The organism is Paraburkholderia sp. BL10I2N1 (assembly GCF_004361815.1).
GTDB lineage: Bacteria > Pseudomonadota > Gammaproteobacteria > Burkholderiales > Burkholderiaceae > Paraburkholderia.
Genome location: NZ_SNWA01000002.1, coordinates 525454 through 538259, shown reverse-complemented (window position 1 = coordinate 538259; position 12806 = coordinate 525454). Strand labels below are relative to the sequence as shown.

Below are 12806 nucleotides of genomic sequence, written 5' to 3'. Positions count from 1 at the left end.
CAAGGCGCTACCTTGCCAGGACGTCTACATCAGTTGTCGACGCTCCAGTTCTTCCGATAGAGAATCGGCGCTGACGAACCTGTATCCGTGAAGGCCGGCGTTGATTGCCCCGGCCACGTTTGCTTCGGCGTCGTCGATGAAAAGTGTTTCGGCTGTGCCAGCGCCAAGATGTTCAAGACAGCCCAGATAGGCGCGTGCCGCGGGTTTCGCCGCGCCGAACGAGGCGGAAACGCACACGTGAGGGCCAAAGAGGGCAGCGACCTCAGGACTCAGAAATTCGATATTGTCCGCGACGAGACGGCAGTTGTTGGTAAGCACCGCAATCCTGCGCTTCGCTGACACTTTTTCCGCGAGCGCAAGCACTTCAGCGTTGGGCAATATCGATGCGCGGCGAGCGATCAACCAGTCGTCGCGGGTGATGCGGCAGCCGAGGAGGTCGCCCAGCGCTGTCAGATATTCGTCGTCGGTGATGAGGCCCGCGTCGGCACGCGCTTCCAGCCCGGATTCCCAGATCGCGTGGCGCACCACGTCGGGCGTCTGGCCCGAGACGGCCGACAGGTGATCGACGCGCGCGGAGCGGTCGCTCAGGGAGAGAACGCCCTCCATGTCGAACAGGACGAGTGAGATCGATGCTGTCATGCTGTGGGACCGTGCGTCGAAGCGTCCAGAATCTGAAAGCCATCTGACGATGCGTGTCCAGACGGCTGGAATTCGTATTGTGCCCTGGCGAGTCGATGATCTGGCCGGTACTGTTGTTGAACCCCGATCGGGACTGCCGTCTTTGCGGGGGCCAGGCAGCGACCCGGTGCGCCGGCTGCGACGGATAAGAACAGGCGTGCAGTTTTGACCAGCATCGCAATCTTGAGTACCTTTGACATGCCCGAGAAGCTCAATCGAGACCTCGTGGGTCCTTGTGCTGCATTCAGGTGACTGCGGGGCGTCGGACCACTGAAGAGGAAGCCATGTCGACCATCGACTATGAAAGCCTGCAGGAACTGTTTCCGTCCGCTGATGAGGTACCGGTAGAGGCTCGGCTGTCGTCGCCGATCCACCAGCGCGCGTCACTCGTGGACGGCGAACTCAGATCGTGGGACGGCACATGCAAAACCGTGTTGTCTCCGGTCTGCGTAAGGCAGCCTGACGGAGACGTGCAGCAGGTTGAAATTGGCAGCTACCCGGTGATGGGGGAAGTGGAAAGCGACGCGGCGCTCGACGCCGCGGTGCGCGCCTACGACTCGGGCCGCGGCGAATGGCCGACGATGACCGTGACCCGGCGCATCGCGTGCATGCAGGACTTCATCAAGCGCATGGTTGCGCAGCGCGCGCAGATCGTGAACCTGATCATGTGGGAGATCGGCAAGAGCCTCGCGGACTCTCAAAAGGAGTTCGATCGCACGGTCACTTACATGGTGGCCACGATCGATGCGCTCAAAGACCTGGACAACAGCAACTCGCGCTTTGTGATCGCCGAGGGCACCATTGGCCTGATCCGGCGCACGCCGCTAGGCGTCGTGCTGTGCATGGGGCCGTACAACTATCCGCTGAACGAGACCTTTGCGACGCTGATACCGGCGCTGCTGATGGGCAACACGGTGGTGTTCAAGCCGCCGCAATATGGCACGTTGCTGTTCTACCCGTTGCTCGAGGCGTTCCGCGACGCGTTTCCCAAAGGCGTGATCAACACGATTTACGCCCCTGGCGCAGTCGTCGTGCCGCACATGCTCGCGTCCGGGAAGATCAATGTGCTGGCGCTGATCGGCTCCAGCAAGGTGGCGGACCATCTGAAGAAGCAGCATCCGAAGTCGCATCGGCTGCGTGCAATCCTCGGCCTCGACGCAAAGAATGCCGCCATCATTCTGCCCGACGCGGACCTTGAATTGACCGTGAAGGAATGCCTGCTCGGCGCATTGTCGTTTAACGGCCAGCGCTGCACGGCACTGAAGATGCTGCTGGTGCACCGGTCGATCGTGGAGCCGTTCCTGAAGCGCTTCACTGAGGAACTGGTGAAGCTGAAGGTGGGCATGCCATGGGAACACGGCGTCAGTATCACGCCGCTGCCCGGCATGCACCGCACGGCCTACATGACTGAGGCAATCGACGATGCCAAAGCCAAAGGCGCGCGCGTGGTCAACGACTCGGGGGGCGTGTTCTGCAAGACGCTGTTCTATCCGGCGGTGGTCTATCCCGTGAGCGAGGGCATGATGCTCTACCGCGAGGAGCAGTTCGGCCCGATCATTCCGGTGGCGCCGTTCGATGATGTCGAATCCGCACTCGAGTACGTCACGACGTCCGATCACGGCCAGCAGGTCAGTATCTTCGGTTCGGACCCGACCCAGATCGGCGCGCTCGTCGATCCGCTCGTCAATCAGGTGTGCCGCGTGAACATCAACTGCCAGTGCCAACGTGGCCCGGACGTGTTTCCATTTGCGGGGCGCAAGGATTCGGCAGAGGGGACATTGTCTGTCACCGATGCACTGCGAGCCTTCTCGATCCGCTCGATGGTGGCGGCCAAACAGACGGAGAGCAGCAAGGCACTGCTGGAGACAATCGCAACCGATCACAAATCGAAATTCATCAACACGGGATTTATTCTTTAACCCTGTCGCGATGGCGGTTGCCGGAGGCGGCCGGTGTACCCGATAGCTGGCGTTTGATCGACAGTGCGCCGATCACGCATCGGGTACACCGTTGTTGGCCGGGCTCTCGACGTGCTTCGTACAAGTGTGCATCGCCGCGGTATTTTATTGCGGTATCAACGACTTATCACTGTCATCCGCCGCTTGTCCACAGCATTACGAACAGAATCTGTGGATAAGCCGGCTGGGCACTTCCCGCAAGTCATGCAGGCTTGCTCTGGCGCGTCATTCGACGATCAGTTTCAGGCCGGCAGGAAGCGATTCACCGAACACGCGCCCGGTGTCGGCATTGTCGAGCGTCACGGGCTCGCGAACCATGTCGGCCCAGGTGGGCGGTGCGTTCGCCTGGTCGAGCCGCCTTATGACTTTCTCACGGACCGCCAGCGGCAGATCCCGGGAGCGGTCGCCGGTCATGCGGGCGATCTGCACGGCGGCAAAGGCGGCGGGCTCGACCTTTTTCCAGTCGAGGGCGAGGATTGCGTCCAGCCATTGCCCCGCGACGTCCGGCGGCACGACGCCATGCGCACTGCCGTAGAACGGGCGACGCGCACCGATGCGCCCCACCGCCCACCAGCTCTGATGATTTTCGGAAGACTTCCTGAGCCGCGTGAGCAGCTGTTCCGCGAATTCGACCTTGCGATCGACCGATACGCGTTCAAGCGACGCGCCAAGGCGAATCATGTCTGCGTAGCCCACCTTGGCGGGATCGAAGGGCAGTTTCTGGCGCTTCATGCTGGCGGCCTGCAGATAAGCCATCGCGTCGAGCACCTGAAGCTGCGCGTCCTCGCTCAGGCCGCCCGCCGCGCGACGCCATAGCGTCCACCATTCCGACCAGACCTGCCCCTCGTTGACATACTGGATACCGTCGTCGAACAGCGACCAGAGCTGTTCGACGCGCCATTCGTCGAGCGGGTAGCCGAAACCCGGGCGCACACAATAGCCGGCCAGATTCAGCCACAGGCGTTCGTGATCGGCGGAACGGCGCCGCCGGGCCGCGCGCGTCCAGAGCGCGCCGAACAGTTCGCGAAGCAGCGCGCTATCCCAACCCTGACGCGGCCCAAGAAGCTGCTCGAGTTGTGACCGCAGGCGTTTGACTTCCGTGGGCGCGACGTTCGTCGAGCGGGCGCCAAACGTGCGGTCGATCAACTCGATCGCCTTGTCGAGCGATGGATGACGCTGGGTGGCGGACGCATCGTCCCCGGTATCGTCTTCACGTCGCAACTGGAATTCGAGCCGCCATCGCTGCGAAGGGTTGTCCGTCGCGATGCAGTGCACCTCCAGCGTCCCGACTTCCGTCAGCGCCGTGGTGAGCTTGACCGGTCTCTCGCGCGCCCCGTTCGCGCCTTGCCGCTCTACGACCGTTGCGATCGGCGGCAGGCGTACGAAGTCGCCGATCGAGAGGTCGGCGAGTTCGCCTGGCTGCCAGGCCGTGTCGGCGACTGTCGAGATCAGGTGAAAGCGCACCGGATGCCCGAGCCGCAGCGCGAAGACGCGATCATCGAGATGCACCTCGTGGCCTTCCTCCGTTCCGCGCGGCAGCAGGCACACACCTCGCAGGGCTTTCGCATCGTCTTCGACGACGAGGAAATAACTGCGCGGCGAACCGCCGCCGATGCGCGGCGCGTGTCCCGCGCGTGCAAGGCCGTAAGCGACCGCGCCACGTGCGACAGCGACATCGGGATTGTCGTTGTGCAGGACATGCAGGGACTGCCCGCGCCATGTGCCGAGCGCGCCTGCCAGACGGTCGGACAGCACCTTCGCACGGAAGACGCCGCCGTTGAGCAGCAAGGTGTCGGGCATCGGCAGTGTTTCGTCCGCGCCCGGCGACGTGCCCAATGCTTCGCGTGACTGTGCGGCGAGCCGGTTCAGAAACGCCGCGATGTGCCGGGTGATGGCCGGGTCGGCCGCATAGGGCAGACCGAATTCGACAATCGCACCCCGCGAGCGGCGCGGCAGTTGGTCCGGCCCAGCCACAGGAAAGAATCCATCGACGACGATCTGCTCGGCCTCCTGTCGGGTCAATTCCGCCGTGCGCGCTCCGCCGACGAGTCTCGCCCCCGCACCCAGTAGCGTGATGGCGACGGAATCCGGCGCCGCTTCGCCAAGCAGTTGCTCCTTCGCAGCGCGGCATCTTTCGACGAGCTGGGACAAACTTGCCGCCGACAGGCGCGTCTGTTCTGTGGCAAGACGCGTCTCGACGAGACGCGCCAGTGCGAGGTCCATGTTGTCGCCGCCGAGCATCAGGTGATTGCCGACGCCGATGCGGGTCAACTGCGGCTCGCCGTCCTCGAAGTGCACCTTGATGAGCGTGAAGTCCGTCGTGCCGCCGCCCACATCGCAGACCAGCACGAGGCGCGTCTGCCCCAGTTCCGCACCGAGCGTGGCGCGATGATGAAACAGCCAGTCGTAGAAGGCGGCCTGTGGCTCTTCGAGCAGGCGCAGGGCGGGCAGCTTTGCGAGGCGCGCGGCTTCGAGTGTCAACGCACGCGCACCGTCGTCGAAAGACGCCGGCACGGTGAGCACCACGTCCTGATCTTCGAGCCGCGCGTGCGGAAAACGATGATTCCACGCGGCGCGCACGTGAGCCAGATAGCTGGCGCTGGCCGTGACCGGCGAGACCTTGCGGACCTCGTCGCTGGCGCCCCACGGCAGAATCGGCGCGAGGCGGTCGACCGACGCATGCGACAGCCAGCTTTTTGCGCTCGCCACGAGCCGGCCCGGCACCTGGGCGCCCAGCGCACGGGCGAGGCGGCCGATCACGGCCGGCGGCCCGTCAGTCGGCCCGTCAGTCGTCCCGGTCTCGCTCCACGGCAATTGCAGGTCGCCGGCGGCAAGCTCGCCGGGCGCCGGGTGATAGCGCACGGACGGCAACAGCGGCCGTGCGCCGACTTCGCCGGGACTCACCAGCTGATCGACATCGAGGACGCGAATGTCATCGGCACCGGCCTCGACGTAGGCGACGACCGTGTTGCTCGTGCCGAGGTCGATGCCGACGGTGTATTGCTTCATCGGACTCAGGCGGTGGCGCTGCCGCGCACGTCGAACTCGACTTTCCAGCGTTCGCTGCTTTCGCGCGGCACGGCTTCGAGTTCCAGCGTGCCGGTTTCGGTGACCCGTGCGTGCAGCTTCACCGCGACGACTTCGCCAGGCGTTCGTCCTTCGGGTGGCAGCGTGGCCTGGATTTCTTCCAGCTCCTGCAATTCATCGGGTGACCAGTAATCGAGCAGCGTGCCGACCTGATCCTGGCGACGTACCGATGAACCGAAGAAACGAAAGTGCACCGGCTCGCCGACAACAAGGCCGAACTCCTGCGCGGGCAACTCCGCGTCGGTGCCTTCTTCCATGCCAAAGGGCGCGACGCACAAAGCCTGCACCGGTGGCTCCAGACCCGGCACGGCTGGCATCGCCGACTCGACCGCCACATAGTAGGCACGCGCCGTGCCACCACGGATGCGCACGCCTTTACCGCGCTTCACGTAGCCGTAATACGCCGCACCGCGAGCGACCGCGAGGTCGAGATCCGCGCCTTCGAGCAGGCGCGCAGGCGTCGCAGCTTCGGACGCGAGCCAGCCGTTGAGCGTCTCGAGAATGCGCTCGACCAGCAGCGGTGACTTGAAGACGCCGCCATTGAACAGCACCGCGGTCGGATGCAGAAAGCTCGCGCCTTCGCCTTGCAGGTGTTGCAAGCCTTCGAGTTCGGAGAGCGCCGCCACCTGGCGGCCAAGGAATGCGGCCAGGTGCCGCGTGATGCCCGCATCCTGCGCATACGGCAGGCCGAGTTGCGTCAGACCCGCGCGTGCGCGGCTCATCGGCCGTGCCGATGCGTCGACTTGCGGGAAGAAGCCATCGAGGATCGTCTGCGTGAGTTCGGCGCGGGTCAGCTCGGTGCGGATCGAGCCGCCGATCAGCTTCGATCCCCGGCTGGGCACGACGAGCGGTACTGCATCCGTGCTGCGGTCGGTCAGCAGCGTTTCCTTGGCTGCGCGGCATGCATAGGTCAGCGCACGCAACTGCCACGGGTCGGCCTGCGTGCCCTGGGCAGCGAGTTTGCGCGCGACGACGTGCGCAAGCGCCAGATCCATGTTGTCGCCGCCGAGCAGAATGTGCTCGCCGACCGCGACGCGATGCAACTCGAGATTCCCGTCACGTTCGATGACGGCGATCAACGACAGGTCAGTCGTGCCGCCGCCCACGTCCACGACGAGAATGATGTCGCCGACTTTCACCTGCCTGCGCCACGCGCCGGTGCTGTTCTGGATCCAGCTATAGAGCGCGGCCTGCGGCTCCTCGAGCAGCGTCATCTGCGTATAGCCCGCAGCTTGCGCTGCTTCTGCTGTCAATTCTCTTGCGGCCGGATCGAAAGACGCAGGGATGGTGACGGTGATTTCCTGTTCGCTGAACGATGCGTCGGGATGCGCGTGGTTCCACGCTTCGCGCAGATGCGTCAGATAGCGAACGGAGGCTTCGAGCGGTGAAACGCGTGTCACCTCGGGTGGCGCATCGCTCGGCAGGATCGCGGCGCGACGGTCCACGCCCGGATGACACAGCCAGCTCTTCGCACTCGACACGAGGCGGATCGGCGTTCCCGCGCCGCGGCTGCGGGCCATTTCGCCGACGGCGAAGTCGCGCTCCGCGGTCCATGGCAATGCCAGATCGCCCGGCGTCAGTTCGCTGGCGTGAGGCAGATAGAGAAACGAGGGTAGCAGGTCGGGCGCTTCGAGCGCACCAGGCGCCGTGAGCTGCGTCACAGGCAGTACGGCCTGGCTGATCTTCTCGCCGTCGCTCGCAGCGAGGTCGACGTACGAAAGCGCGCAATGCGTCGTGCCCAGATCGATTCCGATCGAATAGCGTGCGTTAGTCATAGTTCCACCTCGGCCGGAGCGAGCACGGTCGCATCATGCGTTTTTGTCAGCGTCGGCAGACGCACGTCTTCGACTCGCCAGCCGCGATGGCTGATGTTGCCGCTGAACGGCGGCTTGCCGACCACGTTGCCCGTCAGACGGATGGCGGTCGCGTCGAAGCCTTCGGCGAGCGTGACGCGACTGCCTTCGGCTTCTTCGCGTACCGGTCGAATCGTGAAATGCTCGCGCAGCGTCGCGCGGCAACCGTCGTGCACGAGCCGCGCAGCGGCGCCGATGTCCGCATCAGAATAGCCTGCGATGTTCTCTTCGATGAAGTCGATGAAGCGCGCATCGCGCTGGAGCAGCCCGAGAAGCTGCAACGCTGCGTCCGGGCCCGCTTCCCTGATGACGACGGGTGCGGCCACAGGCGCAGGGGCGGCCGCTGGCGCAGGCTGAGGCGTCGCGACAGGTGCCGCGACCGGTGCGCCGTCGCGCAGCCGCAGCACGCCGGCGGCGAAATCGCGGTCGCCAAGGACGCTGAAAAACGTACCGACGGCAAGGGAAAGTCTGCCGAAAAAAGACAGATTCGATTCGGTCATAAGATATTGCTCCTGTAGGCTCGCGCGAAGCGCGAGCTAACCTTGCGGGCATGGGCCGGGGCTCGATGAAAGCCCCGCAGGCCCGGTGTCGGCAACTCATCCGTGGGCTCCAGAGAGGCGCCGAAACCCGTATTTTGCCTTGGATGTGACGAGGAGCCGTTCACGCGCCAGTTCTCCATGGATCTGGCGCATGTGCGGCTATCAGAAAGTATCGTGTGCGGGCTGACGCGATCTGCGGGCGGCGACACCGTCGGAGAGCGCCTGAAGCGCCATGCGCACGGCTCCGACAACGCCACCCCAGTCGCCCAGCGTTTGCTGCCGGAAGAGTCTTGCCTGTGGATACCAGGGGCTGTCCTCGCGCTCCAGCATCCAGCGCCAGCAACTGTCGAAGCGGTTGAGGATCCAGACCGGCACGCCCAACGCGCCGGCGAGATGGGCCGTCGAGGTATCCACCGAAATGACCAGATCCAGATTCGTTACGAGCGCAGCCGTATCGGCGAAGTCGACGAGCTCGTCCGTGAAATCGGCGATGCGTGGGGCTGCTCCGTGCGTGTGGCCAGGTTGGGCGACCTGCGCGGCGGCCGGACCCTTTTGCAGGCTGAAGAAGCGAACGTCGCGCACATCGAGGAGCGGAGCAAGCATGGCCAGCGAAATTGAGCGACGGGCGTCAGTTTTTCTGAGCTCGGGGACGTGCGACCGGTCCCCACCCGCCCAGACGATGCCCACCTTCAGCGCATGCGGCGCATCTGGCGCATGTCGGGCAAGACGTTCAGCCCAGCGCTTCGTCAATTCGGCGTCGGCTCGCAGATAAGGCGCGGCGCCAGGGATCGATCCGAGATCGGTCCTGAAGGCAAGCGGGGCGCTAAGTAGCGGGCAATGCAGATCGAAGGGCGGCAGCGGCTGCCCCTGTTCGACCACATGGGCGACGCCCTTGAGATCTTTCAGAAGTCGCGTCAATTCCACGGGCACTTCGAGTATCACCGTCGCCCCGAGTTGTGCGGCCTCCTGCGCGTACCGGCAGAACTGGAGCGTATCGCCAAGGCCCTGCTCGGCGTGTAGCAAGAGGGTCTTGCCGGCGAGGGGCGCGTCTCCGAGCCACAGCGGCTCGCCGAACACGCGATGGCCTGCCTTGATGCGGCGGCGCTTCCAGCGCCATTCGTATTCGTTGAATCCTTCGACGAGCCGCCCCATGCGCAGCAGGCAGAGTGATTTGTTCCAGTGCGCTTCCACGGCATCCGGATCGAGGGCGAGTGCGCGTTCGTGACTCTCCAGCGCTTCTTCATGTCGGCCCAGGTCGATGAGCGTCAGGCCAAGGTTGTTCCAGGCGTCGGCGAAGCCCGGCGAGATTTCGAGGGCGTGCCGATAGTCTCGTTCGGCCTCGTCGGGCCGGTTCAGATCGCTCAATGCATTGGCGCGGTTGCTCCATGCCTCCGCATACGCCTTCTGCAGCCCAATGGCTTGATCGAAACTTTCGAGCGCCTCTTCCGGACGACCCAGATCGCGCAGTGCGCATCCCCGGTTATTCCACGCCTGGGCAAAGTCCGGCTTGAGCGCCAGCGCCTTTTGAAAGCTTTTGAGCGCCTGCCCGGCGAGTCCGAGTCCTGCCAACGAGTTGCCCTGATTGTTGAACGCATCGGCGAAGTTCGGCGCAAGTCTGATCGCCCGCTTCGCACTGGCGAGTCCTTCGTCATAGCGCTGCACTGCGTTCAGCGCATACGCGAGATTCGAGTGGATTGGTGCCTGCGTGCCGTCGATCGCGATTGCCGCTTGCAGCAGTGCGATGCCTTCGCGCAACCGGCCGGTTTGCAGCATCAGCGCACCGAGCAATTGTGTCGCGTTCAGGTGCTTCGGCCGCACGGCGAGAATCTCGCGATAGGTGTCCTCTGCCTCGGCGAGCGCGCCGTTCTGCTGTAACGTCACGCCTTCCTGCAACAAGCTTTCGATCTGTCGGGGCTGAATCTTCGTCTTACCCATTGTCCTTTCCAACCTGAAAGCCAGGTGTGTTTCGTTCCGCCAGGCGGCCGTCGCGAGTCGAGCGGCGTTCTGGCTGTGTGCCATTTCCGCACCTTTGCATGTCCGCGCAATGACGTTGCCGTCCGGCGTGCAGCCCTGAATTATCGACCAAATCTGCTTTTGCCGGCCTTGGTCCGGGAGTCATAGCGCCAGTCGGGACCCCCGAGCCGCCAATGCGATAGCGCCGGACTTTGCCGCTGGCGCGACGACAAGGAGCCGTACTGGCATTCGCCACCTCGCCCCGCCGACGTTGACGCGATGTCATATCATGTTTGCTTCTCGACGCTGAGCGCCCACAAGGCAGATCGACATGACAGACCAGAGCAATCCGCTGTTACAAGACTGGCAGACGCCCTATCAGTTGCCACCCTTCGAGCAGATCCGCTTCGAACACTTCGCCCCGGCCTTTGCAACGCTCTTCGACGAGCATCTGGCCGAACTCGATGCGCTGGCAGCCAATCCGGCCGCGCCGACATTCGAGAACACTGTGGCGGCATTCGATGCCGCCGGCGCCAGGCTGGATCGCGCACGCCTGACCTTCGAAAACCTGTGCGCGTCAGAGTCGCCGCCCGCCCTGCAGGCAGTTGAGCGCGAAATGGCGCCGCGCCTCGCCGCCCACGACAGCAAGGTGGCGATGCACGCGGGCTTCTTCGCACGGCTCGATGCGGTCCACCGCCAGATTGCGACGCTGGACCTGAGCGAGGAGCAGAGGCGTCTGCTGCAACGTCTGCATACCGATTTCGTTCGTACGGGCGCCACGCTGCAAGGCGCTGCGCGTGAGCGCTTCGCGGCGATCGCGGAGCGGCTGGCCGATCTCCAGACGCAGTTCGCGCAGAACGTGCTGGCTGACGAATCCGCCTGGCAGTTGCCGTTAGTATCCGAAGCCGATCTGTCGGGTCTGCCCGAGTTTCTGCGCCGTGCCGCCCACAGCGCAGCACAGGAGCGCGATGTGGACGGCTATGTGATTACGCTGTCGCGCTCGCTCGTGGTGCCCTTTCTTACCTGGTCGACTCGCCGCGATCTGCGCGAAACCGCGTGGCGTGCGTGGACCAGCCGTGGGGAAACGCCGACGCGGGACAACCGGCCGCTCGCGCGCGAGATACTCGCACTGCGCAACGAACAGGCGCGTTTGCTGGGCTACCAGAACTATGCCGATTACGCGCTGTCCGATCGCATGGCCGGCACACCCGCTGCCGTGCATGAACTGCTCGCTCAGGTGTGGGAACCGGCGAAGGCGAGCGCAGGGCGGGAGCGCGAGGCGCTGGTGGCGCAAGCCGCAGCGCTTGGCGAACCCACTGACATCGAAGCGTGGGACTGGTATTACCTGGCCGAGAAAGTCCGGGTCGCCCGCTACGCACTCGACGATGCGGAAGTCAAACCGTACTTCAGTCTGGACGCGATGCTGGGCGCGATGTTCGATTGCGCGCAACGCCTGTTCGGGCTGCGGTTCGTCGAACAAACCGGCGTGCCGCTTTATCACCCGGATGTGCGCCTGTGGGAAGTGCGCCGCGGCGATGAGTTGACAGGCATCTTCATCGGCGACAACTTCGCCAGGCCCAACAAGCAGGGGGGCGCGTGGATGCACATCTATCGCGGGCAAAAGCGTAACGGCGGCATCGCGACGCCGGTCGTGGTGAACAACAACAATTTTGCCCGCGACGGCGATGGCCCGACGCTGCTCAGTTTCGATGATGTGCGCACGCTCTTTCACGAGTTCGGGCATGGCCTGCATGGCCTGCTGTCCGATGTGACGTACGGTCGCCTGTCCGGTACCCATGTGCCACGGGACTACGTGGAACTGCCTTCGCAACTGATGGAGAATTGGGCCACCGTACCGGAAGTGCTGGCACGGCACGCGCGTCATGTGACGACTGGCGAACCGATCCCGGCTGCGCTGATCGAGCGGATACGGGCTTCGCAAACCTTCAACCAGGGTTTCGAAACGGTGGCTTATACGTCGTCGGCACTGATCGACATGGCGTTGCATTTGCAGAGCGACCCGAGCGGGGTCGATATCGCCCGCTTCGAGGAGGAGGAAAGCCAGCGCCTTGGCGTGCCGCGCGAAGTGGGCATGAGGCACCGGTTGCCGCATTTCGGTCATGTTTTTAGCGGCGCATATTATGCCGCCGGCTATTACGTCTACATGTGGGCCGAAGTTCTGGAGGCCGACGCGTTCGACGCATTCGACGAAGCGGGCGATGCATTCGACGCTACGCTCGCCGGCAAGCTGCTGCGCTACATTTACAGCGCGGGCGACAGCCGCGAACAGGGCGCCGCATTTCGCGCTTTTCGTGGCCGCGATCCGCAAGTCGCGCCGATGTTGCGCAAACGTGGCTTGCTGCAGGCTTGATGCAGATGGGGTGGACGAACGGGTCCTGTAGCGAGGAAAACATGGACGACGGATGGCGGTTTCAACTGAGGCTCACCGTCTCGCCTGAGCTCTCAGCCGCTTTGCGTGAACCCCCGGCGAGTCATTCGCACGGCCCGCTAGCCGATGTTCTGCGCAGACACAATGCATCTTTGAAGTGTCAGTTCGACGCCTTTGCGGACTATCTGAGCGAGGCCGAAAGACAGGGCTCTGAAAAATATGCCTATTTCAAATTCCGAGTGGCTGGTTTGGCGGGTCAAGTACGGGCGTCAGCCCGGCGAAGCGAATACTTGACGCGCGTTGAAGAAGTAAGCTGGGACAGGGCTGGTTGCGGCAGAATGCGGCAACC

At 64.0% G+C, this 12806-nt stretch carries 7 protein-coding genes; 2 read left to right on the top strand and 5 right to left on the bottom strand.

Translation table 11 applies throughout. The features are described 5' to 3' along the window. Positions 1-24: 24 nt before the first annotated feature. On the bottom strand, positions 25-639 hold the full coding sequence (locus B0G77_RS24310) for an HAD family phosphatase (protein ID WP_133664617.1): 615 nt from the start codon (positions 637-639) through the stop codon (positions 25-27). A gap of 323 nt (positions 640-962) precedes the next feature. Here B0G77_RS24310 and B0G77_RS24305 point away from each other — a divergent pair, with 323 nt between their 5' ends. Next, a complete protein-coding gene (locus B0G77_RS24305) occupies positions 963-2597 on the top strand; it encodes an NADP-dependent glyceraldehyde-3-phosphate dehydrogenase (protein ID WP_133664616.1) in 1635 nt (544 codons plus the stop codon). Between the two features lie 264 nt (positions 2598-2861). Here B0G77_RS24305 and B0G77_RS24300 read toward each other — a convergent pair whose 3' ends face one another. The 4 genes from B0G77_RS24300 to B0G77_RS24285 all read right to left on the bottom strand — a co-directional run bounded on the left by B0G77_RS24300 (position 2862) and on the right by B0G77_RS24285 (position 10050). Continuing rightward, positions 2862-5645, bottom strand: a complete 2784-nt coding sequence (locus B0G77_RS24300) for an Hsp70 family protein (RefSeq protein ID WP_133664615.1) — start codon at positions 5643-5645, stop codon at positions 2862-2864. Positions 5646-5650: 5 nt separating this feature from the next. Further along, complete coding sequence (locus B0G77_RS24295) at positions 5651-7498, bottom strand: Hsp70 family protein (protein ID WP_133664614.1); 1848 nt, start codon at positions 7496-7498, stop codon at positions 5651-5653. Continuing rightward, positions 7495-8076: a DUF2760 domain-containing protein gene (locus tag B0G77_RS24290; RefSeq protein WP_133664613.1), complete on the bottom strand. Its 582-nt coding sequence runs from the start codon at positions 8074-8076 to the stop codon at positions 7495-7497. Before B0G77_RS24290 ends, B0G77_RS24295 begins: the two co-directional genes overlap by 4 nt. Before the next feature lie 201 nt (positions 8077-8277). Next, the gene (locus B0G77_RS24285; RefSeq protein ID WP_133664612.1) at positions 8278-10050 is read right to left on the bottom strand and encodes a tetratricopeptide repeat-containing glycosyltransferase family protein; all 1773 of its coding nucleotides are present in this window, start codon (positions 10048-10050) and stop codon (positions 8278-8280) included. Positions 10051-10399: 349 nt separating this feature from the next. On the opposite strand from B0G77_RS24285, the gene B0G77_RS24280 reads away from it, so the two are divergent. Then, positions 10400-12439, top strand: a complete 2040-nt coding sequence (locus B0G77_RS24280) for a M3 family metallopeptidase (RefSeq protein ID WP_133664611.1) — start codon at positions 10400-10402, stop codon at positions 12437-12439. The last annotated feature ends 367 nt before the right edge of the window (positions 12440-12806 follow it).

Bases quoted from the DNA above. Each gene is read 5' to 3' on its own strand.
- B0G77_RS24310 (WP_133664617.1), bottom strand. From the start codon at position 639: ATGACAGCATCGATCTCACTCGTCCTGTTCGACATGGAGGGCGTTCTC.
- B0G77_RS24285 (WP_133664612.1), bottom strand. From the start codon at position 10,050: ATGGGTAAGACGAAGATTCAGCCCCGACAGATCGAAAGCTTGTTGCAG.
- B0G77_RS24280 (WP_133664611.1), top strand. From the start codon at position 10,400: ATGACAGACCAGAGCAATCCGCTGTTACAAGACTGGCAGACGCCCTAT.
- B0G77_RS24290 (WP_133664613.1), bottom strand. From the start codon at position 8,076: ATGACCGAATCGAATCTGTCTTTTTTCGGCAGACTTTCCCTTGCCGTC.
- B0G77_RS24305 (WP_133664616.1), top strand. From the start codon at position 963: ATGTCGACCATCGACTATGAAAGCCTGCAGGAACTGTTTCCGTCCGCT.
- B0G77_RS24295 (WP_133664614.1), bottom strand. From the start codon at position 7,498: ATGACTAACGCACGCTATTCGATCGGAATCGATCTGGGCACGACGCAT.
- B0G77_RS24300 (WP_133664615.1), bottom strand. From the start codon at position 5,645: ATGAAGCAATACACCGTCGGCATCGACCTCGGCACGAGCAACACGGTC.